The 20,771-nt window shown below is 62.0% G+C and carries 21 protein-coding genes; 17 read left to right on the forward strand and 4 right to left on the reverse strand.

Translation table 11 applies throughout. The features are described 5' to 3' along the window. Window positions 1-80 precede the first annotated feature (80 nt). Both INT29_RS14725 and INT29_RS14730 read left to right on the forward strand, forming a co-directional pair. Window positions 81-1,343, forward strand: coding sequence for an MFS transporter (locus INT29_RS14725; RefSeq protein WP_193072083.1), 1,263 nt, complete (start codon window positions 81-83; stop codon window positions 1,341-1,343). Between the two features lie 136 nt (window positions 1,344-1,479). Beyond that, complete coding sequence (locus tag INT29_RS14730) at window positions 1,480-2,949, forward strand: peptide MFS transporter (RefSeq protein ID WP_101574617.1); 1,470 nt, start codon at window positions 1,480-1,482, stop codon at window positions 2,947-2,949. A 76-nt stretch (window positions 2,950-3,025) separates the two neighbouring features. On the opposite strand, the gene INT29_RS14735 is transcribed toward INT29_RS14730, so the two are convergent. Further along, window positions 3,026-3,874 (reverse strand): CPBP family intramembrane glutamic endopeptidase, encoded by an 849-nt coding sequence (locus INT29_RS14735; RefSeq protein ID WP_257930269.1) that lies wholly within the window; start codon window positions 3,872-3,874, stop codon window positions 3,026-3,028. 87 nt (window positions 3,875-3,961) lie between these two features. Between INT29_RS14735 and INT29_RS20670 the strand changes: the two genes are divergently transcribed. Continuing rightward, window positions 3,962-5,173: a molybdopterin molybdotransferase MoeA gene (locus INT29_RS20670; protein WP_101574619.1), complete on the forward strand. Its 1,212-nt coding sequence runs from the start codon at window positions 3,962-3,964 to the stop codon at window positions 5,171-5,173. Window positions 5,174-5,256: 83 nt separating this feature from the next. Then, the gene (locus tag INT29_RS14745; protein ID WP_101574620.1) at window positions 5,257-6,381 is read left to right on the forward strand and encodes a ThiF family adenylyltransferase; all 1,125 of its coding nucleotides are present in this window, start codon (window positions 5,257-5,259) and stop codon (window positions 6,379-6,381) included. A gap of 41 nt (window positions 6,382-6,422) precedes the next feature. Here INT29_RS14745 and INT29_RS14750 read toward each other — a convergent pair whose 3' ends face one another. Together INT29_RS14750 and moaA are read right to left on the reverse strand one after the other, a co-directional pair. Beyond that, window positions 6,423-6,668 carry a MoaD/ThiS family protein gene (locus tag INT29_RS14750; RefSeq protein ID WP_193072085.1) on the reverse strand — a complete coding sequence of 82 codons (246 nt, stop codon included), beginning with the start codon at window positions 6,666-6,668 and terminating at the stop codon, window positions 6,423-6,425. Continuing rightward, complete coding sequence (gene moaA / locus INT29_RS14755) at window positions 6,669-7,757, reverse strand: GTP 3',8-cyclase MoaA (protein WP_193072087.1); 1,089 nt, start codon at window positions 7,755-7,757, stop codon at window positions 6,669-6,671. A gap of 42 nt (window positions 7,758-7,799) precedes the next feature. Between moaA and INT29_RS14760 the strand changes: the two genes are divergently transcribed. From INT29_RS14760 to gluQRS, 13 genes are all read left to right on the forward strand, one after another. Continuing rightward, entirely contained in the window at window positions 7,800-9,086 is a 1,287-nt protein-coding gene (locus INT29_RS14760; RefSeq protein ID WP_226831271.1) for a molybdopterin molybdotransferase MoeA, read from the forward strand. Beyond that, window positions 9,083-9,553, forward strand: a complete 471-nt coding sequence (gene moaC, locus INT29_RS14765) for a cyclic pyranopterin monophosphate synthase MoaC (protein WP_101574622.1) — start codon at window positions 9,083-9,085, stop codon at window positions 9,551-9,553. Before INT29_RS14760 ends, moaC begins: the two co-directional genes overlap by 4 nt. Next, a complete protein-coding gene (locus INT29_RS14770; RefSeq protein ID WP_193072088.1) occupies window positions 9,550-9,972 on the forward strand; it encodes a molybdenum cofactor biosynthesis protein MoaE in 423 nt (140 codons plus the stop codon). Before moaC ends, INT29_RS14770 begins: the two co-directional genes overlap by 4 nt. Then, window positions 9,969-10,370, forward strand: coding sequence for a TOBE domain-containing protein (locus INT29_RS14775; RefSeq protein ID WP_101574624.1), 402 nt, complete (start codon window positions 9,969-9,971; stop codon window positions 10,368-10,370). The genes INT29_RS14770 and INT29_RS14775 overlap by 4 nt, the downstream gene beginning before the upstream one ends. A gap of 89 nt (window positions 10,371-10,459) precedes the next feature. Beyond that, complete coding sequence (gene modA / locus INT29_RS14780) at window positions 10,460-11,218, forward strand: molybdate ABC transporter substrate-binding protein (protein WP_180959081.1); 759 nt, start codon at window positions 10,460-10,462, stop codon at window positions 11,216-11,218. Continuing rightward, a complete protein-coding gene (locus INT29_RS14785; protein WP_226831268.1) occupies window positions 11,215-12,912 on the forward strand; it encodes an ABC transporter permease in 1,698 nt (565 codons plus the stop codon). The genes modA and INT29_RS14785 overlap by 4 nt, the downstream gene beginning before the upstream one ends. A gap of 24 nt (window positions 12,913-12,936) precedes the next feature. Next, window positions 12,937-14,631, forward strand: coding sequence for an AMP-binding protein (locus tag INT29_RS14790; protein WP_101574625.1), 1,695 nt, complete (start codon window positions 12,937-12,939; stop codon window positions 14,629-14,631). A gap of 111 nt (window positions 14,632-14,742) precedes the next feature. Beyond that, window positions 14,743-15,492, forward strand: a complete 750-nt coding sequence (locus INT29_RS14795) for an amino acid ABC transporter ATP-binding protein (RefSeq protein ID WP_413463166.1) — start codon at window positions 14,743-14,745, stop codon at window positions 15,490-15,492. 97 nt (window positions 15,493-15,589) lie between these two features. Next, on the forward strand, window positions 15,590-16,489 hold the full coding sequence (locus INT29_RS14800) for a glutamate ABC transporter substrate-binding protein (protein WP_193072090.1): 900 nt from the start codon (window positions 15,590-15,592) through the stop codon (window positions 16,487-16,489). A 67-nt stretch (window positions 16,490-16,556) separates the two neighbouring features. Beyond that, window positions 16,557-17,219: an amino acid ABC transporter permease gene (locus INT29_RS14805; RefSeq protein WP_101574628.1), complete on the forward strand. Its 663-nt coding sequence runs from the start codon at window positions 16,557-16,559 to the stop codon at window positions 17,217-17,219. Further along, window positions 17,216-18,058: an amino acid ABC transporter permease gene (locus INT29_RS14810; RefSeq protein ID WP_193072092.1), complete on the forward strand. Its 843-nt coding sequence runs from the start codon at window positions 17,216-17,218 to the stop codon at window positions 18,056-18,058. Before INT29_RS14805 ends, INT29_RS14810 begins: the two co-directional genes overlap by 4 nt. 94 nt (window positions 18,059-18,152) lie before the next feature. Next, complete coding sequence (locus INT29_RS14815; RefSeq protein ID WP_101574630.1) at window positions 18,153-18,470, forward strand: GNAT family N-acetyltransferase; 318 nt, start codon at window positions 18,153-18,155, stop codon at window positions 18,468-18,470. 41 nt (window positions 18,471-18,511) lie between these two features. Continuing rightward, window positions 18,512-19,447 (forward strand): tRNA glutamyl-Q(34) synthetase GluQRS, encoded by a 936-nt coding sequence (gluQRS, locus tag INT29_RS14820; RefSeq protein WP_193072094.1) that lies wholly within the window; start codon window positions 18,512-18,514, stop codon window positions 19,445-19,447. A gap of 37 nt (window positions 19,448-19,484) precedes the next feature. Here gluQRS and INT29_RS14825 read toward each other — a convergent pair whose 3' ends face one another. After that, on the reverse strand, window positions 19,485-20,771 hold the full coding sequence (locus tag INT29_RS14825) for a glycosyltransferase (protein WP_226831292.1): 1,287 nt from the start codon (window positions 20,769-20,771) through the stop codon (window positions 19,485-19,487).

The following is a 20,771-nucleotide window of genomic DNA, read 5'->3' on the forward strand; positions in this document are numbered from 1 at the left end:
GCATCTACCGAGTGATTCGATCCAGGTCACCACGGCGGCACCGATCCCCATCGCAGAGATGGGGGAGAAACTGGATTGATATGCCCGGCAACGAAACCCGCACCCGTCCCGACGCGATCGCAGCACCGAAGCTGCTGACCATCGTGGGCCGCAGCTATTTCCCGATCGCCTTCGTGGCCCGCCTGCCCTATGCGATGGTGGTCATCGGAGTCCTCACCCTCGTCGTCGCCGGTCGTGAGTCGCTGAGTCTGGGCGGCATCAACTCAGCCATGGTCGGCCTGGGGACGGCGATCTTCGGCTCCTTCATCGGTGCTGCCGCGGACCGCTGGGGTCAACGACGCGTGCTGCTGACCATCGGCCTGCTCAACAGCATCGCTTTGGTCTTCATGGCCTGGGTCGTCTTCAGCCCCCTGCCTGATTCCGTGGTGCTCCTAGCCGCCTTCGCCATCGGTGCCACTGCCCCGCAGGTCGCCCCGATGTCACGCTCTCGCCTCGTCGAGATCATCATGTCCAAACTCTCAGGCCCCAGACAGCAGAAGACCCTCAACGGCACCATGGCCTATGAGTCGGCCGCCGATGAGTTCGTGTTCGTCTTCGGCCCCTTCATCGTCGGTCTCCTCGCCACAACCCTGCACCCGGTGGCGCCGATCATCGGTGCCGTGATCATGACCCTGGTATTCGTGACCTCATTCGCCCTCCACCCCACGGGCAGGGCCGTCGTCAGCACCTCGGCACAGCCACGAGTCCAGGCCCCGGCCAAGGAGCTGTTCACCTTCGGCGTCTTCGTCATCATCCTCGGCGTCTTCGGCATCGGGCTCGTCTTCGGGTCGACGCTGACGGCGCTGACCTCACTGACGAACGACCTCGGACGCCCCGAGGAAGCGGGTCTCATCTACGGCATCATGGGCATCGGATCCGCCATTCTCGCGATCACCGTCGCGGTGTTCTCCCCGCGCTACGCACTGTGGGCCAGGCTGCTGTCATTCGCACCGCTGATGCTCATCGGCGCAGTGATCATGGCGTCATCGACCTCAATGGCCACCGTGGTCATCGCCCTCCTGCTCATGGGCTGCGCGGTCGGACCGACGCTGGTGACCCTGTTCAGCCTTGCCGCTGAGCGCAGTCCCATCGGTCGTTCGGCGACAATCATGTCCATGGCCGGTTCCGCGATCATCGTCGGCCAGTCGGTGGCGTCGGCAGTCAACGGAATCCTCGCCGAGGAGGCCGGAACTTCGGCCGCAATGGCTGTTCCGATGGCGGCTTCCGCACTCGTCCTCGTCGCCGGTCTGCTCAACGTCTTCGTCGGCAGAAAAGCGCGAAAAAGAGACCTGGTTCACTCGTAGTTTCCGCCTTCTGGGACGCGGCGTCCCAGGATTGAGATCGTGTGACCTGAGCAATATCGGGGAGTAGCATTGCCGGTTGTTCACAGTGAATCGCGCACCACAGTGCGCGTTTGCACGCCACAACGGAAAGCACGATATGTCATCAAGCACCTCAACGACTGAGGACGTGCGGAACGACACCCGTTTCTTCGGGCACCCACTTCCGCTCATGCAGCTCTTCAGCCTCGAACTGTGGGAGCGTTTCTCCTACTACGGGATGAACGGCATCCTCGCCATCTACCTGTACTTCAAGGTCACCGACGGCGGGTTGGGTATGCCTCAGCCCACGGCCATCGGAATCGTCGGTGCCTACGGCGGCGCAGTCTTCCTTGCCACGATCCTCGGCGCATGGGTGGCGGACAGAATCCTCGGTGCGGAGAAGATCCTCTTCTACTCGGCCATCATCATCATGGTCGGCCACATCTGCCTGGCGCTCATCCCCGGCTTCGGCGGAGTCGCCGCCGGACTCATTCTTGTCGCGCTGGGCTCAGGTGGCCTCAAGGCCAATGCCTCTGCCCTCGTCGGTGAACTCTACTCAGAGAAGGATCCGCGCAGAGATGCCGGCTTCACCCTCTTCTACATGGGCGTCAACCTGGGCGCTTTCCTGGGACCGCTCATCACCGGCCTTCTGCAGAAGCAGATCGGCTTCCACTTCGGTTTCGGTGCCGCCGCCGTCGGTATGGCTCTGGGCCTGATCATCTATGCCACAGGTCGAAAGAACCTGCCCGATGAGTCACGGGGAGCGGTCAATCCGCTGCCGAGTTCGAAGCTCTACCTGTTCCTCTCAGCCATTGCCCTCGTCGTCGTGCTCATCGTCGTGCTGTGGATGTCGCATATCGTCAATCCGGAGAACGTGGACTGGTGGATCGCGGGAATCTCGGCCGGTGCAGCGGCGTGCTACTTCATCGTCATGTTCCGCAGCCCGCAGACCAACGCCGACGAGCGCTCACGTGTGCTGGCGTTCATTCCGTTCTTCATCACTTGTGTGGTCTTCTGGTCGCTGTATCAGCAGATTTTCGGGACGCTGACCGCCTATTCCGATTCGCAGATGAACCGTGTGATCTTCGGATGGGAGATGCCGATCAACTGGCTGCAGCTGATCCCGCCGATCTTCGTCATCGCCTTCGCGCCAGTATTCTCAGCGATCTGGTTCAAGCTGGGCACACGACAGATTTCGACCCCGGTCAAGGCCGGATTCTCACTCATCATCATCGGTATCGCGTTCCTGCTGTTCCTGCCGTACGCCAATGCCGGAGAGCATGAGACGCCTCTGCTGTGGGTGGCATTCATCCTGCTGCTGTTCGTCTTCGCCGAACTGATGATCTCGCCGATCGGGCTGTCCTTCTCCTCGAAGGTGGCACCGAAGGTGTTCCAATCACAGATGATCGCAGTGTTCTTCCTCGCCTCAGGCGTGGGAACCGCACTCTCCGGTGTGCTGGGCGGGTACTACTCCGCCGATAACCAGACGCCGTATTGGACGTCGATCGGTGCGGCCTCGATCATCCTCGGTCTGCTGGCTCTGACCCTGACGAAGCCGATGCTGAAGGCACTGCGCGGAATCCGCTGACACCTCGGCGGTTCCCTTACGATCTCAAAAGTGTCTGAAACGCCCCTGCTCACGCCGTGTGAGCTGGGGCGTTTCGTCACACCCCGATGAAGATGGGCAGCGCATCGGGATGATGGGCATGGACGATCGTGAGAAAGACGAGCGCGTCGAAGAGGAGATGAACGGTCACGGTGTAGGGCAGAGACTTCGTCCGAGTGAAGATAAAGGCCTGGACGAGTGCGAACGGGATCGTCAGCACCGGCCCGATCGATCGGTAGCCCAGCTCCCACAGGAAGGAGACGAAGATGATGGTGGTGAAGACGTTCGCGGTCCAGAAGGCGAAGTGTTTGCGCAACAGGGCGAAGACGGTGCAGATGAAGAACAGCTCGTCCCAGATCCCGACCGCATTGACGCCGAAGAAGAGACGCACTATCTCATCCCACTGGGTCATCGGTGGCCAATTGAGGTAGACCCCGGTGCGCATGAAGTACTGGGGGAGGATGAGCCAGGCGACGACGATGACGAACAGCAGCCAGGCCCATTCCAACCGCGACCATTTCTGCCCCCGACGCAGAGGGAAGACGATTGTCCGGTCCTTGAACCCATAACGAGTGATCAGCCAGGGGATGATCACCACCGCAGAGAGCACGACCCCCATGCGGGCGATGTTGGTCCACGAGATGTCGGCGGCCACCGAGATCGAGGAGATCAGCCCCAGGCTGCCGGCGATGACGCTGAGGTCGCGGGCAAATTCTCGATCGGCCATCCATGCGACGATGAGGGAGGCCACCATCGGCAGATACCCGAAGGCTCTCAACTCGGGAAATGTGGTTCCGAGCCCGAACAGGATGAAAGCGGACAGTGCCAACAGGGCTGCGGCCAGTCCTGGCCAGGAAACGAGGTCGAATCGTTTGGAATCAGGTTCGAATCGCGTTTGTGTGTCCACGCTTGACACTCTAAATCACCACAGTCCGAACATGAGTGCTCGAATCGGGAAGTCCTCGTAGGATCTCACTTAGGCGAAAGGACATCAGTGGAACCAGAGGAATACTGCCGACTCATCATCTCATCGGCCCCCGACCGTACCGTGGAGTCGATTCCCGCGGAGTCAGCGCTCGGCAGAATCGCTGCCGAAGAGGTGATCGCCGATGCTCCCATCCCCGGCTTCGCCACCTCGGCGATGGACGGATTCGCATTGGATAAGAAGGCGTTGGCCAGTGCCCGGGCCGGCGCCGAGGTGGTTGTGCGCGGCGACATCCCCGCCGGCACCAAGCCGGTCGACATCAAACCCGGCACCGCCGTGCGAGTGATGACCGGAGCTCAGGTGCCCGCCACCGCCGAGGTGGTCGTCCCCGTCGAGCTCACCGATGCCAAGCGCACGGGGTCGGCTCCCGACCGGATCCGCGTCTCTTCGCTGCCCATGGGGCTGCGAACTGGCTGGAACATCAGGACGGTGGGGGAGGACACCCTGAGTGGGGACGTCGTCATCCGCGCCGGTGAGGTGATCAATTCTGCGGGTGTGGGCACACTGGCCATGATGGGATGCGAGACCATCAGCGTCCACCGGCCACTGACCATCGGCCTCATCGTCACCGGAGATGAACTGCACACCCGGGACGAGCTGCAGGCAGAGCTGCACGCCGATCCTGGCGAGTCGGCGCAGCCGTTCATCCACAACTCGAATCTGCCCATGCTCAGCTCCGCGATCACTGCGGCCGGAGCCATTCCAGTCGAACGCAGCTGCGGGGATGACCCGACAGTTTTCCGACAGATCATCGACGAGCTCCGCGACTGCGTTGACCTGATCATCACGACCGGCGGGATCAGTGCCGGTGCCTTCGAAGTCGTCAGACAGACCCTGAGCGATGACCATTCGACGTTCCTGCGCCTGACGATGCGCCCCGGAGGGCCCCAGGGTTACGGACGCTGCGACGATGTCCCTCTGCTGCATTTCCCCGGCACTCCGACAGGGGCACTCCTGTCCTTCCACCTCTTCGCACGATCGGTCATCGAGGCCAGTCCTCTCGCGGCGCGGTGGAAGAAGGCTGTCTACGCTGGCCCCGAAATCAGTGGCCACGGCAAGGCCCTCAGCCTGGTGCCTGGCTGCTTCAACATTGGGGGAGAGATCGCAGCTTTCGAACGTTCACGACTGCGAGACTTCTCCGGCGCCGATGTCATCATCCGAGTCCCGCAAGGCCCAGGGGCCATTCGCGACGGGGACACCATTAAGGTCCTTGACTGCTGATTCCAAGCATGAGTTCGAATGCCAAGCTGCCCGAGCGGCGATGGCGAGGTGTCTGAGTGTCGATGCCGACTAGACTGAGGCACATGTCAGGACATGCGCTCAGTTCTGCGGACACGGCACGCTATGCACGCCAGATCCGCCTCAGCGGTTTCGGCCCGCAGGCCCAATCCGCGCTCCTCAACTCCCATGTACTCGTCATCGGCGCCGGTGGGCTCGGGGCACCGGTCCTGACGTATCTGGCGGCCGCCGGTGTCGGACGCATCAGCATCGTCGACCCCGACACGGTGGAACTGAGCAACCTGCACCGCCAATTCATCCACTCTGAGGCACGCGTGGGCCATCGGAAGGTCGAATCTGCCAAACAGCGGATGGGCGAGCTGAACTCGACCCTCGACATCATCACCCACCCGGTGCTGCTGACACCGGACAACGCCCTCGACCTCATCGGTGACGTCGATATCGTCATCGACGGAAGCGATAACTTCGCGACGAGATACCTAGCCAACGACGCCTGCGAGATCCTTGAGAAGCCCCTCGTCTGGGGCACGATCCTCGGATTCGACGGCCAGGTCGCTGTCTTCGACACCACCCAGGGGTCAACCCTGCGCGACCTCTACCCGGTCGTCCCCGCACCCGGGTCGGTCCCGGACTGTGCGACTGCCGGAGTCCTCGGGGCGCTGTGTGGAAGCATCGGTGCAGCCATGGCGATGGAGACGATCAAAATTCTCACCGGCATCGGCTCCCCGCTCTACAACGCGGTCTCCATCCACAGCAGCCTCGACGCCAGCTGGGAGAGCGTTCCGGTAGGTCGGATACCGCACCGGGATCCGGTCAGGGACCTGGAGAGCCACCTCGGCGACTATGGTGCCGAGCACGGCGAACACGGTGTACACGAAAACGGGTTGTCGTCTGGGACCTCAGCGGGCACGGATCCGAGCGTGACGTGGGCGAACATCGCACCCGGCACGCACCTCGTCGACATCAGAGACGATGAAGAAGTCTCGGGAGGAATGGTCCCCGGAGCACAGCACATCCCCATCGACGCTCTCCTCGCCGATCCCGGACAGATCGCCGATCAGGAGCCAGTCGCACTCTACTGCCGTTCGGGCGTGCGCTCCTCGCGGGCCTGCGCTCAGCTGCGTGCACAGGGTGCGGATGTCACCTCGGTCTCCGGGGGCTATCTCGCGTATCTGTCACTGCCTCGCTGAGACTCCGTGCCGTACTTAGAATCCCAGTCGCACTGACACTCTCAGCCGCCGGCGAAAGGTGGGAGCACGTCGACGATGTCGCCCTCGCTCAGAGCCGCGCGAGGATCTGTGGCCGCGATCGCGTTGACCAGGAAGCTTGAACGGGAGATGACTGTTGTCGCCTCCGCACCGGCATCCTTCGTCAGCGTCGCGATCAGTTCGTCAATGGTCGCCGCAGTCGCGGTGCATTCCTTTGTTCCGAAGGCTTCTCGTGCGGCTGCGAAGAACCGGACTCTGATCTGGGGCACTTATCCTCCGATGGCGCTCATGGGACGTTGGGGCTGTTCGAAGGACTCGGAATCCATGCCGTGACCCGCCAGCTTCTTCCAGTGCGCGCCCTTCCACAGATTAGCGATGGCTTCATCGTCGGCACCACCGCGCATGGCGGTGAGCAGGTCGACCTCGGTGTGTGAGAACAGGCAGGTGCGCACCCGTCCCTCTGCGGTCAGGCGGGTGCGGGTGCAGTCGGCGCAGAACGGACGGGTCACCGAGGCGATGATGCCTACGTCGCCGATGATGGTCTCCGGGTCATCCCTACTGGCAACGAGGAACTTCTCTGCCGGAGCACCGTTCCGAGGGGCCGAATCCGGGGTGAGGACGAAATCGGGCTCAAGCAGAGCGAAGATGTCAGCGGCCGTGATCATGGTGCCGCGTTCCCAGGAGTGTCCGGCGTCGAGGGGCATCTGCTCGATGAAGCGCAGTTTGAGTCCGCGCTCGAGGCACCATGCCAACAGTTCTGGAGCCTGGCCGTCGTTGACACCGGGCAGCAGAACAGCATTGATCTTCACAGGGTCCATACCTGCGGCTTGGGCACCCTCGATTCCTTCGAGCACCCGGTTGAGGAACGGGCGGCGAGTGATCGTGGCGAAGGTTTCAGGGTCGACGGTGTCGAGAGAGACATTGATGCGGTCGAGTCCCGCGTCCCGCAGCTTCGCCGCGCGCTTATCGAGACCGATGGCATTCGTCGTCAGAGCGATATTGGGCCGGGGTTCCAGCGCGGCGACTCCGGCGACGATGTCGGTGACGTCCTTGCGAGTCAACGGTTCCCCGCCGGTGAATCTGACCTGGTCGACGCCGAACTTCTCCACCCCGATGCGCACGAAGCGGATGATCTCCTCGGCCGTCATCGCCGCATCGCGAGACATGAACTCCACACCTTCTTCGGGCATGCAGTAGCTGCATCGCAGGTTGCAGAAATCGGTCAGCGAGATGCGCAGGTCTCGGGCTCGTCTGCCGAAGGTGTCCAGGAGCGAATCCTCCTGATGCGCTGTGAACGTCTCACCCGGGTCCACGGTTGGAGTCCTCAGTACAGGTGTGGGCAGGCTGATCTTCCGCATTCTGCCATCCTCCTTGATCAACATTATGGATATCATCGTCCCATGACTACCGCCATGATGCATCGTCACCGTGTCCAAGAGACGATCTCTGCACTCCTAGACACACAGACCGTGTCGATCAGTGACCTCCTCGATGCACCGCGCAGGCTCGCGACCAGCGTCGCCTCGCCCATCGACGTTCCCGGCTTCGACAATTCGAGCATGGACGGATACGCCGTGGCGGCTTCTACTCTGAATGCCGCAGCACAACGACCTGATCACGATGCGCAGGGAAATGCCCATACAGTCTACGGCCCCTTGCCCGTTCGCGGAAGGGTCGCTGCCGGCGCCATCGGTGAGAAAGTGGCACCCGGTGCCGTCATCGAGATCATGACAGGGGCGCCGCTGCCGGAGGGCACGGACACCGTCATCGCCATCGAGGCCACAGCCCCGGCGGAATTCGGTGCGCCGGAGATCACTATCGCACTGCCGAGCACGGACACAGGCCCTCGGCCCGGCACCTTCGTGCGCACTCGTGGCAGCGACGTCACCGCCGGGACAACGGTGCTCGATGCTGGTCTGATGCTCACGCCGGCTCACCTCGGCGTCGCGGCCTCCTGCGGAATCACCGCGCTCGAGGTTCAAAGTCTGCCGCGTGTGCTCATCGTGAGCACCGGGGATGAGATCACGGCCGAAGCCGCTGCCGGCATCCACGACGCGAATTCGATCACCCTGGGTGCCAGCCTGCGTCGCCTCGGTGTCGACACATCCATCATCACCGTCCCCGACGATCCCCAGGCGCTGCTCGATGCCGTTCGCGGTGCCGACTGCGATCTCGTCATCTCCACCGGTGGGATCTCGAAGGGCGCCCATGAGGTCGTCAAACTCGCTGCTGACCTCGATGGAGAGTCGAGCATGGTCTTCGAGCCCATCGCGATGCAGCCCGGCGGGCCGCAGGGATGCGGGCATCTGGCGAACACCGCCTGGGTGGCTCTGCCCGGTAACCCCGTCAGCGCCTTGATCAGCTTCGAGATGTTCATTCGGCCTGCACTGCTGGGTCTGGCCGTGGATGAGGAACCTCGCGAGACCGAATACCACCGGCTCCTCGGGGGCCTCGATGAGGCTCCGCCCAGTGGAAAGCTGCAGGTGCGGCGGGCCGTGATGGATGCCGAAGGCCTCAAGCTTGTCGGGGGCGCACGTTCGCATCTGCTCCACAACTACGCCCTGAGCACACATCTGGTCTTCATCCCACCGACAGATTCCGGAGCGCGGTCAGCAGCTTCCGGGGCGCAGGCGAATGAGTCCGAGCACGGCGCAGACGATAGGCTGAAGACGTGGAAGATCACATGACACTCACGCACATCGACGACTCCGGTGCCGCCCATATGGTCGACGTCGGCGATAAGGACGTCACCAAACGTCGCGCCGTCGCCACCGCACTCATCACCACCCGAAGCGAGGTGATCGATATCATCGCCGAGGCGGGTCTGCCCAAGGGCGATGCCCTGCCCGTGGCCCGTATCGCCGCAGTCATGGGCGCCAAACGCACCAGCGAGCTCATCCCGCTGTGCCACCCTCTGCCGCTGACCGGCATCGATGTCGACTTCGAACTCCTCGATGAAGGCGTCCGCATCACCGGTGCGGTGAAGACCGTGTCGAAGACCGGGGTCGAGATGGAGGCGCTGACGGCTGTGTCCATCGCCGCGCTGACTATCTTCGACATGATCAAAGCCGTCGACAACCAGGCGATCATCGGTGACATCAAGGTCATCGAGAAGTCGGGTGGACGCAGCGGCGATTGGAATCGGGAAGCATGAGCGTCATCCACACCGGCATCGTCGAGACCCCGATCAGCACTGCTGCTCTTGAACCCGATGTCCTCGACGACACCTGTGGCGCTGTGGTCAGCTTCTCCGGTGTCATCCGCGACCATGACGGGGGGCGAGGAGTCACCCGGCTGGCGTATGAGTCCCATCCAGTGGCCGGTGATCAGATCGCCGAGGTGGCCGCTGAGATTGCGGCAAAGCATCCGGCCGTGCGTCTGTCCGTCGTCCACCGCGTTGGTGCCCTCGAGATCGGCGATGTGGCCTTGGCCGCGGTCGTCGCCTCACCACATCGTCACGATTCCTTCGCCGCCTGCTCTGAGCTCATCGATGAGGTCAAGGCCCGGGTGGCGATCTGGAAGCACCAGTTCTTCGCCGACGGTGACGACGAATGGGTCGGTGCCCTCGAATGACCGAACTGCGCATCAGCGACGCGGCCCGTTTCCTCGGAGTCAGTGATGACACCATCCGCCGGTGGGTCAGCGAAGGCAAACTGACCCAGCGTAAGGACACCTCCAATCGTGCTGTGGTCGAGGGGCGCGAACTCGTGGCCCTGGCTCAGTCGAGTTCGGCCGCCCTCGAAGATCCGACAGGAGTCGTCAGCTCCGCGCGCAACCGATTCGCTGGACTGGTCACCGACGTTGTCATCGACGGCGTGATGGCCCAGGTCAGCCTCCAGTGCGGTCCGTTCCGGGTCGTATCCCTGATGTCAGCAGAAGCATGCAGGCAACTTGAACTCGGACCCGGCAGCCTTGCCACGGCCTCGGTGAAGGCGACAATGGTCTCCATCGACACGGCAGGTGTTCGCTGAGGCAGTGAATTCGCTCATTCAACCATCTATTGTCCGCAATTGCGGAGATGGATTAACGTTCTGAGTGCAAATGCGGGTTTAATGGAGAGATGAAGTTTCTGTCCGCAGCCTGCATCGTCGCACTGCTCTCACTGACCGCCTGCTCCACCGGCACAGATTCGGACTCTCCATCCGGGGAGAAGACGACTCTGACCGTCTTCGCCGCGGCCTCCTTGACTGAGGTGTTCGGCGAGGTCGCCGAAGAGTTCTCCAAGTCTGAGCCTGATGTAGATGTGAAATTCTCCTTCGCCGGATCCTCGGACCTTGTCGCACAGATCTCCGAAGGGGCGCCGGCAGACGTCATCGCCACCGCCGATGAGAAGACCATGGACACTCTCGCCGGAGAGGACCTGCTGGCCGGACAGCCCTCGATCTTCGCCTCGAACACCCTGACTCTGGCTGTCCCCGAGGGAAACCCGGGCAAGATCAAAACCTCGAAGGACTTCGCCGGCAAGGACCTCGTCGTCTGTGCACCGCAGGTGCCCTGCGGTGCGGCGACCCAGACGTGGGCGAAAAAGAACTCTGTCACGCTCGATCCGGTCAGCGAGGAGAATTCCGTCACCGATGTGCTGGGCAAAATCAGCGCAGGTCAGGCCGATGCCGGCATCGTATACGTCACCGATGTCGCCCGCGCAGGAGGAGATGTCGAAGAGGTCGAACTCGACGGCGCCGACAAGGTCATCAACAAATACCCCGCAGCCACCGTTGACGCCAGCGACAATAAGGACGCCGCCGATGCCTTCGTGAAGTTCCTAGCGTCGAAGGAAGCGTCACGTTCGCTGACAGACGCTGGATTCTCCTCCCCATGATGACGAAGACGCGTACACGCCACCATCACTCGGCGCTGCCGAGGTGGCTGTGGATTCCCGCTGCGCTCGGCATCGCCTTCCTCTTGGTCCCGATCATCGGTCTGGTCGCACGAATCGATCCGGGCCACCTCGGCGAGGTCATCCTGGCACCTGAATCACGCTTGGCGATGGGTCTGTCGCTGCTGACTTCCATTATTGCGGCCTTGACCTGCGTGGTCATCGGATTTCCTCTGGGGTACCTGCTGGCAACCCGGAACTTCCGCGGACAACGCGTCATCCGTACGCTCATATTGCTTCCGCTCGTCCTGCCACCGGTCGTCAGCGGTCTGGCCCTTCTCTACACCTGGGGACGAACCGCGGCTCTCGGATCCCTGCTCGCCGACATGGGACTCGGGTTGGCCTACACGTCGGCAGCAGTGGTCTTCGCACAGATCTTCGTGTCACTGCCATTCATGGTCATGTCCGTCGAGACGGCTGTGGCCGCCCGCGGCCAGGACTTCGAACTCGCCGCCGCTGAACTCGGCGCCACACCCAACCGCGTGTTCTTCCACGTCACGCTTCCGCTCCTGCGCCAGGGGATCATGACCGGTGCCGTTCTCTGCTTCGCACGGGCGTTGGGGGAGTTCGGTGCGACCCTGACCTTCGCCGGCTCCCTCTCCGGCGTCACCCGCACGATGCCGCTGCAGATCTATCTGGTCCGGGAAACCGACCCGCAATCAGCAATTGCGTTGTCTCTGCTCCTCATCGCCGTCGCCCTGATCATCATCGTCCTCGCCTATCGTTCCCCTCACGCACCCCGACTCCGCACACCCAGACTCCGAGCACAGACCCTCCGGGTATCCGAGCCGACGACACCATCGATGGGAGTGGCTCAGGCGGGCGGGTCACAGGCGAGAGGCATCGAACCGAGGACGGCGAGCGCCTCCGCGATCCATCTCTGCGCGTCTGTACCCGAGCGTGGTCTGGACATCGGCCTCTCGATTCCTTCTGGGGCGACGACGGCTCTGATCGGACGCAATGGGGCAGGCAAGTCCAGCCTGTTCCAACTCATGACCGGTGCCATATCCGCCGAATCAGGTTCCCTGCGCATCGGCGAGGACACCATCTTCGACCTCGAATGCGATAAGTGGCCTCCTATCCACGCCCGTGGAATCGTCCACCTCGCACAGACACCGCTTCTGTTCCCGCATCTGAACGTCATCGACAATGTGGCCTTCGGGCTCAATGCTCAAGGACAGGCCGCCGGCGAAGCACGTGCGGCTGCGCAGGACATGCTCAACAGCCTCGGTGTCGGCCATTGCTCTGATCGGGCGCCGGAGGCTGTGTCCGGGGGACAGGCGGCCAGGATCGCGTTGGCCAGGGCTCTCGTGGTCGACCCGAAGCTGCTGCTGCTCGACGAACCTTTGGCTGCCCTCGACGTCGACGTCAAGGTCGAGACCAGGCGAGTGCTGGCCAAGGCTCTCACCGGTCGCAGCGCGATCATCATCACCCATGACGCCGAGGATGTCACCACCTTGGCAGCGACCCTGGTGCACATCGACTCCGGTCAGGTGGCCACCGTGTCACCGGTGGGGCAGGTGGGTCAGCGAATCGCCGACGTGGGATCGGGCATGCTGGGGCACGATTTCCTGACCAGCTTTTGCGCCACCGACGCAGAGGGAATACTGTGCATTAGGTCACAGCAGTCACATTGAAATTGCAATAAGGAGCACAACGACGTGGCAGAACTTTCCTATTCCTCAGGTCCTTCCGAGACACCGCTGTTGGGTCAGACCATTCCCGCACACCTCAAGGCCACAGCGACCACATATGCCCAGGAGCCAGCTCTTGTCGATCGCTATTCCGATCGCCGTTGGACCTATGCTGAGTTCGACCGCGATACCGACGCCTTGGCGATCGGCCTGCTCGAACGCGGAGTGAAGAAGGGTGACAGGGTCGGAATCTGGGCGCAGAACGTCGCCGAATGGGCGCTGATCCAGTACGCTACCGCCAAGATCGGCGCGATCCTCGTCAACGTCAATCCCTCCTACCGCAGCCATGAGCTCGAATACGTCGCCAAGCAGTCCGGGATGACAATGCTCGTCTCCCAGATCACTGCGCCCCCACACTCGGACTTCCACGCGATCGCGACCGAGGTCGCGGCGAAGGTTCCGGGCCTCGAGCTGGTCTTCATCGACACCGTTCCCTCCGACCTGCTTGGGGACGCGGTCATCGGCGAACGCGAGTCCTTCGCGCACCTGATCGGCAGCGGTCGAGACCTGCTCGATGATGACGCGGCCAAATATTCGGTACGCCTGGACAAGCTCATCGGCGAGCTGGCGATGGACGACCCGATCAACATCCAATACACCTCGGGCACAACCGGCTTCCCCAAGGGGGTGACGCTGAGCCACCACAACATCCTCAACAACGGCTTCTTCATCGGAGAGCTGCTGTCATACTCCGCGGAGGACTCCGTGGTCCTTCCGGTGCCGTACTACCACTGCTTCGGCATGGTCATCGGAAACCTTGCGGCTCTGAGCCACGGTGCCGCCATCATCCTGCCCGCACCCGGTTTCGATCCTGCGGCGACACTGAAGGCAGTGTCAGAGGAGAAGGCGACCTCACTCTACGGCGTACCGACGATGTTCATCGGAGAACTCGAGCATCCAGACTTCGCAAGCTACGACCTCGGTTCGCTGCGCACAGGAGTCATGGCTGGCTCGCCCTGCCCGGTCGAAATCATGAAACGCGTCATCAACGACATGAATATGGAGGAGGTCGCCATCTGCTACGGAATGACTGAGACCTCGCCGGTGTCGATGATGACCCGCGTCGATGATTCCCTTGAGGCTCGCACTCAAACCGTCGGTCGTGTCATGCCGCATCTTGAAATCAAGATCGCCGACCCGGTCACAGGCCAAGCCGTCCCACGCGGGCAGAAGGGCGAATTGTGCACCCGCGGCTATGCGGTCATGCTCGGGTATTGGGAAAATCCGGAGAAGACCGCCGAGGCGATCGATGAGTCTCGTTGGATCCACACCGGAGACCTTGGAATCATGGATGATGACGGCTACGTCGACATCTCCGGACGGATCAAGGACATGGTCATCCGCGGTGGAGAGAACGTCTACCCCCGTGAGGTGGAGGAGTTCCTCTACCACCACCCATCGATCAAGGATGTCCAGGTGGTCGGGATCCCGGATGAGAAATACGGTGAGGAGCTCATGGCCTGGGTTATCCTCAAGGACGGCTTCGACGCTCTGAGCGCGACCGAGGTCAAGGACTTCTGCTCCGGCAGGTTGGCTCACTTCAAAATTCCGCGCTACGTCGAGGTCCGGGAATCATTTCCGATGACGGTATCGGGCAAGATCCGCAAGATCGAGCTCCGCGAAGAAGGCGAGAAGATCATCCAGAACACCGCTGCCATGTGAAGGTTCTAAGACTGCAACCGACGAATGACCCAGGTCACAAGTCGGTTGCAGTTTTTCTGGCAAGACCCCACGTTTTTCATGTGCGAGCGTTATTCACTAAGATCAATAGCCATGAGAGCTGAATCACCACCGTTGGTGTCCGTCACAGATGTCGAGAAGCACTACGGTGATTTTCACGCGCTGAAGCACATCAACCTCAATATCAAAGAACGCGAAGTCGTCGTCGTCATCGGCCCGTCCGGTTCCGGCAAATCCACTCTGTGCCGGACGATCAACCGCCTGGAGACCATCACCTCAGGCTCGATTACGATCGACGGCAAACAACTGCCTGCCGAAGGTGCCGCCCTGGCACAGCTGCGCTCCGACGTGGGCATGGTCTTCCAGGCCTTCAACCTCTTCGCCCATAAGACGATTTTGGAGAACGTCACCCTCGGGCCGATCAAGGTCCGCAAACTGTCCAAAGCCGAAGCCGAAAACCAGGCAATGGCTCTGCTCGAACGCGTCGGAGTCGCCCACCAAGCAGATAAATACCCTGCACAGCTCTCCGGTGGACAGCAGCAGCGAGTCGCCATCGCCCGTTCGTTGGCGATGAAGCCGAAGGTGATGCTCTTCGACGAGCCCACCTCGGCGCTGGACCCCGAGATGATCAACGAGGTCCTCGACGTCATGGTCGGACTCGCCGAAGAAGGCATGACCATGGTGGTCGTGACCCACGAGATGGGCTTCGCCAGGAAAGCCGCGCACCGGGTCGTCTTCATGGCCGACGGTGAGATCGTCGAGGTCGCCGAGCCTGAGGAGTTCTTCACCAACCCGAAGACTCCACGCGCCAAGGACTTCCTGTCCAAGATCCTCACTCGCTGAGCGCGCCGAACGAAGCTGTTCGGCGTTCAGCAATGCACCATTTTCAGTTTTGTACCACACCACCCCGTCACATGCACCACACTCACAAGGAGAAACGATGAAGAAGCTCAGACTCTCAATCGCATCTGTTGCCATCGGACTGCTCGCACTCAGCGGCTGCGGTCAAGGCGGAAGCCCTGATGCACCGGCCGAGGGCGACGGTGACCAGGCCAAGGCACCTGAGTACACAGTCAACGACAGCGCCGATTTCAAAGACTCCAAGACCTGGAAAGCCGCCAAGGATGCCGGCAAGCTGAAGATCGGCGTCAAGTACGACCAGCCGGGACTCGGCAACGTCAAGGCCGGCACGAAGGAGCCTGCGGGCTTCGATATCGAGATCGCGAAGATGGTGGCCGCACAGTTGGGCTTCAGCCCGGACCAGATCAAGTACACAGAGACCGTCTCTGCCAACCGTGAGCCCTTCCTGCAGCAGGGCAACGTCGACATGATCGTGGCCACGTACACGATCAATGACGAACGCAAGAAGGTCGTTGACTTTGCCGGACCGTACTACATCGCCGGTCAGGATCTGCTCGTGGCGAAGGACTCCGACATCGCCGGTCCCGACGATCTCGACGGCAAGAAGGTCTGCTCCGTGGACGGGTCGACTCCGGCACAGAACATCGAAGAGAAGTACACCAAGGCAGAGCTCGTGGCCTATGACACCTACTCGAAGTGTGTCACTGACCTGCAGTCGGGTTCCGTTGACGCGGTGACCACCGATGACGCGATCCTGCGTGGCTACGCCAAGCAGTACGAAGGCGAGTTCAAGGTCGTCGGCAAACCGTTCACCGAAGAACCATACGGTGTCGGCCTGCCCAAGGGAGACGACGCCATGCGTGACGCCGTCAACGATGCCCTGCAGAAGGGCATGGACGACGGTGACTGGAAGAAGGCATTCGAATACACCCTCGGTTCCACCGATGATGTCGACATGCCCAAGATCGACCGTTACTGACCAGCCTTCAGATTGACATGATGTGAGGGCACCCAACGGTGCCCTCACATCGATTAAGGAATCTGGAATGGATTTTCTGCAACTTCTCGAGATGTTCCTCTCCGGCATCTGGGGCACCATCAAACTCTTCGCCGTCGCCCTGATCGGCGCCCTCATACTGGGTACGATCCTGGCCGGCATGCGGGTCTCACCGACGCCGGTCCTGCGGACCGCAGCCTCGACGTACATCAACGTCGTCAGGAACACGCCGCTGACGCTGGTGATGTTCTTCTGCGCCTTCGGGCTGCCGTTCCTCGACATCCGCTTCGGCGCGACGAGCTCCTTCAATTCCTTCGTCTATGCAACGCTGGCGCTGACGGCCTATACGGCCTGTTTCGTCGCCGAGACCCTCAAGTCAGGGATCTCGACGGTTCCAGTGGGCCAAGCCGAAGCAGCACGGGCCATCGGACTCACGTTCGGACAGACCCTGAACCAGGTCGTTCTGCCCCAGGCATTCCGCACCGTCATCCCGCCTCTGGGCAGCGTCATCATCGCGCTGTTGAAGAACACCTCGATCGCCTCGGCGTTCAACAACCGTGAACTCATCTCAGCCATGCGCAATGCCATCGAAGTTCGAGGCGACCTGGTGGTCCCACTGCTGTTCGGGACCGCTCTTGCCTACCTGATCCTGGCGCTGATCCTCGGTCGCGTCTTCGACTACCTCGAGAAGAAGCTGGTGATCCTGCGATGAGCGCACCGACTCAGGTCCTGTTCGACGAACCCGGCCCCAAGGCCCGTCGCAACAACATCATCCTCTCGTTCGTCTCCGTGCTTGTGCTGGCCGCGCTCATCGCCTTCGTGATCTGGAAGTTCGCAGACGCCGGGCAGCTGGACCCTGCGAAATGGTACCCATTCACGTTCTCCCAGATTCAGCTCGTGCTGCTTCAAGGAATGGGGGCAACGCTGAAGGTCGCGGTCGTCGCCTCTCTGCTGGCCCTTGTCGTCGGCGTCGTGTTCGCGCTGCTGCGACTCTCAAGCAAGAAGATCATCTCGGTGCCGGGGACCATCATCCTCGAGTTCTTCCGCGGTGTGCCAGTCCTGCTGCTGATCTTTGCGATGTTCCTCATCTTCGGCAACACCATCGGAGCATTCTGGTCAGTCGTCATCGGCCTCACGCTCTACAACGGTATGGTTCTGGCAGAGATCATCCGTGCCGGCATCCTCGCCGTTCCGAAGGGACAACGGGAAGCCGGCATGGCCATCGGTATGCGTCCGGGGCAGGTGATGAGTCTGGTGCTGATGCCGCAGGCTCTGCGCGCGATGATGCCCACGATCATCGCTCAGATCGTCGTGCTGCTCAAGGACTCGGCCCTGGGATTCATCGTCACCTACCAGGACCTGCTGTACCAGGTGAACCTCATCGGCCGTGAGTACAACAACCTGCTCCCGACGTTCCTCGTCGGTGCGGTGCTGTTCATCATCATCAACATGATCGTCGCCGGCATCGCCCGGTGGCTGGAGAAGCGACTGCAGCGCAAGACCACCGCTCCCGTCGGGGCGGAAGGGCTGTCAGCGAAGACCACCGCCTGAACGGACTGAAACAGGGTGGCGTCGGAGAGTGAAGATACCGGCGCCACCCTGTAATGTTCCTATCAAGGACCATGCCGCTGACAAGGAGTCCCATATGCAGCCTGAACTCAGTTCCACCCCCGTCACGGTGGTCAAGAATCCTGGTCGCGAACGCTATGAGATCTTCACTGCTGAGGATCCCGTCCAGTTCGCAGGCTTCCTCGCCTATCGCGTCATCGACGAGCAGAAGGTCGAACTCCAACACACAATCATCTCCGAAGGCTTCTCACGCCGCGGCTTCGCGCGCACACTGGTGACCAGCGTTCTCGATCAGATCCGGGACGAGGGCGGTCTCATCGTCCCGACGTGCAGCTACGTCCAGGACTATCTGCAACGATTCCCGCAGTACGCCGATCTCGTGACGAAGGCTTGAGCGAAGCACGCCCAGAGTCGAATCCACAGGCTGCGAGGCTCATGACTTCGCAGACTGGTGCGGGTCGATTCGCGCCCAGTCCCAGCGGCGACCTGCACATCGGCAATATCCGCTCTGGGCTGCTGGCCTATGTACGTGCGCGTCAGACCGGGAGGCAGTTCCTCTGGCGCATCGAAGACCTCGACCGGGCTAAGACCGGTGCGGGGCAATCACAGCTCGAGGTCTTCGCCGACCTGGGCGTCACCCCCGATGAGCCGCCACTCGTCCAATCCGAGCGCCTCGGCGTCTACAACGAGGCGCTGAACCGCCTCGATGGGCAGGGACTGGTCTACGAGTGCTACTGCTCACGTAAGGACATTCAACAGGCTCCGTCGGCACCCCACTCTCCGCCCGGTGCGTATCCCGGAACCTGTCGTGATCTGCCCGAATCCGCCCGTGAACGGCATCGGCAACGGCTTGAAGAACAGGGGCGCAGCCCGGCACTGCGGCTGAGGACCGACAACGCTGAGATCACAGTCCACGATCGTCTGCTGGGAGACATTACGGCCCCGGTCGATGATCTGGTCCTCAAACGCGGCGATGGAGTCTTCGCCTACAATCTCATCGTCATAGTCGATGACGGGGCCAGCGGTGTCGACGAGGTGGTGCGCGGTGACGATCTGGTCACCTCGGCGCCTCGTCAAGCTCATCTGGCCCACCTGCTGGGTCTGCCGCAGCCCTCCTGGCTGCACGTCCCATTGGTGGTGAACACGGCCGGCAAGCGCTTGGCCAAACGCGATGGTGCGGTCACCTATCAGCAGCTGCGCAACCTGGGTTGGACACGTCAGGACGTCTACGCCTGGATGGGGGACTCCCTCGGGCTGGCAGGCTCAGAGGGATCGTGGTCATGCATCGATGACATGGTGGCAGGCGTGGACTTCGATCGTCTGGTCTCCGAGGAGACCGTGTTCGTTCCACCTGCAGGCGCAGACGGCTGACAGACTTCACCGCCTGAGCAACAGCTCCTGAGTAACTTCAGGCAGCGGTATCGAGGCCCTCAGCGATGACCTTGCCGTAGATGGATTCGAACGTATCGAGCGTGTACTCGATGTCATGTTTGGCCACCACATCGAGTGAGGCCCTGGACATGGCGTCAAGCTGTTCGTCGGGAAGCTCGCAGATCCGCGTGAACCTGGAGGCCAACTCCTCGATATCGCGTGGTGGGAACAGGAAACCGTTGACGCCGTCCCTGACCAGATGTGGCAGGGCCACCGCGTCTGCGAGGACGACCGGTTTCCGTGAGGCCAGGGCCTCGAGCGTCGCGATCGACTGCAACTCAGCGGTCGAGGGCATGCAGAAGAACGTGCAGCGTTGGTAAGCGTCCATGAGTTCTTTGTCGCTGATCTTGCCGAGGACATGGATGCGGTCTGCAATTCCGAGGTCTGCAGCAAGGTCCTTGAGCGGCTCCTCCTGATCCCCGCCGCCGACGATGTCAGCTTCGAGGCCGAGCGCGGGATCCGTCTTCGCGACCGCTTCGACGATGTCGGCGGCGTGCTTCTCTGAGGAGAGTCGGCCCACGAAGAGAACACGTGGCGGTGTCTCCCCGGTGTCAGGCGCTGTCGCGCTAGGCCCAGCCGCCGTCGGTGATCCCGCAGGAGTTGTCGGGGATCCCGCGGACTCCGTCTCAGACGCTGTGGCCTGATCGTCTCGTAGGTGCGCGAATCGTTCCAGGTCGATGCCGCAGGAGACTGCCCGAATGGGGGAGGAGAAGCCGTTCTGTGTGAGTAGGTCCGCAGCGAGCTGCGTCGGAACCGTGATGAAGTCTGCGGACTGGAACTTACGGCGCAGATCCCACCAGGCAATGGAGGTGCCCCCGTCGAGGAGGGGTTTCGGCGCGCGCACATAAGGGCGTACGTTATCGGGCATGAAGTGGTTCGTGGCCACGACCGGGATCCGGCGTTTGCTGGCTTCTGAGAAGGCGTAGCGACCGATGACGAAGTGAGCCTGAGTATGTACTACGTCGGGCTGCAGAGAATCGAGGAGGCGAGACAGCTCAGGTTTCGTCTCCCACGGCATGCAGATGGTCCAGGTCGGGTGCAGCGGCCACCGATGAGAGGTCAGCCGGTGGACCGTGACACCGTTCTCAGTGCTCACCGACGCCTTCCCGGTTGCAGAGGGGCAGGCGACGTGAACATCATTGCCGCGGGCGGCGAGCCCAGCGGCCAGACGCTCTGCGAACTTGGCGGCGCCATTGACCTCGGGTGCGTAGGTTTCCGTCGGAATGAGAATGCGACGGGCTGGGGTGTGGCTATGCGCGGACAG

The organism is Brevibacterium sp. FME37 (assembly GCF_014897485.1).
GTDB lineage: Bacteria > Actinomycetota > Actinomycetes > Actinomycetales > Brevibacteriaceae > Brevibacterium.

Excerpts from the sequence above, each read along its gene's own strand:
- INT29_RS14770 (WP_193072088.1), top strand. The coding sequence starts at position 9,550 with ATGAGCGTCATCCACACCGGCATCGTCGAGACCCCGATCAGCACTGCT.
- INT29_RS14785 (WP_226831268.1), top strand. The coding sequence starts at position 11,215 with ATGATGACGAAGACGCGTACACGCCACCATCACTCGGCGCTGCCGAGG.
- modA (WP_180959081.1), top strand. The coding sequence starts at position 10,460 with ATGAAGTTTCTGTCCGCAGCCTGCATCGTCGCACTGCTCTCACTGACC.
- INT29_RS14815 (WP_101574630.1), top strand. The coding sequence starts at position 18,153 with ATGCAGCCTGAACTCAGTTCCACCCCCGTCACGGTGGTCAAGAATCCT.
- moaC (WP_101574622.1), top strand. The coding sequence starts at position 9,083 with ATGACACTCACGCACATCGACGACTCCGGTGCCGCCCATATGGTCGAC.
- moaA (WP_193072087.1), bottom strand. The coding sequence starts at position 7,757 with ATGCGGAAGATCAGCCTGCCCACACCTGTACTGAGGACTCCAACCGTG.
- INT29_RS14725 (WP_193072083.1), top strand. The coding sequence starts at position 81 with ATGCCCGGCAACGAAACCCGCACCCGTCCCGACGCGATCGCAGCACCG.
- INT29_RS14760 (WP_226831271.1), top strand. The coding sequence starts at position 7,800 with ATGACTACCGCCATGATGCATCGTCACCGTGTCCAAGAGACGATCTCT.
- INT29_RS14795 (WP_413463166.1), top strand. The coding sequence starts at position 14,743 with ATGAGAGCTGAATCACCACCGTTGGTGTCCGTCACAGATGTCGAGAAG.
- gluQRS (WP_193072094.1), top strand. The coding sequence starts at position 18,512 with ATGACTTCGCAGACTGGTGCGGGTCGATTCGCGCCCAGTCCCAGCGGC.
- INT29_RS14775 (WP_101574624.1), top strand. The coding sequence starts at position 9,969 with ATGACCGAACTGCGCATCAGCGACGCGGCCCGTTTCCTCGGAGTCAGT.
- INT29_RS14745 (WP_101574620.1), top strand. The coding sequence starts at position 5,257 with ATGTCAGGACATGCGCTCAGTTCTGCGGACACGGCACGCTATGCACGC.
- INT29_RS14805 (WP_101574628.1), top strand. The coding sequence starts at position 16,557 with ATGGATTTTCTGCAACTTCTCGAGATGTTCCTCTCCGGCATCTGGGGC.
- INT29_RS14730 (WP_101574617.1), top strand. The coding sequence starts at position 1,480 with ATGTCATCAAGCACCTCAACGACTGAGGACGTGCGGAACGACACCCGT.
- INT29_RS14800 (WP_193072090.1), top strand. The coding sequence starts at position 15,590 with ATGAAGAAGCTCAGACTCTCAATCGCATCTGTTGCCATCGGACTGCTC.
- INT29_RS14810 (WP_193072092.1), top strand. The coding sequence starts at position 17,216 with ATGAGCGCACCGACTCAGGTCCTGTTCGACGAACCCGGCCCCAAGGCC.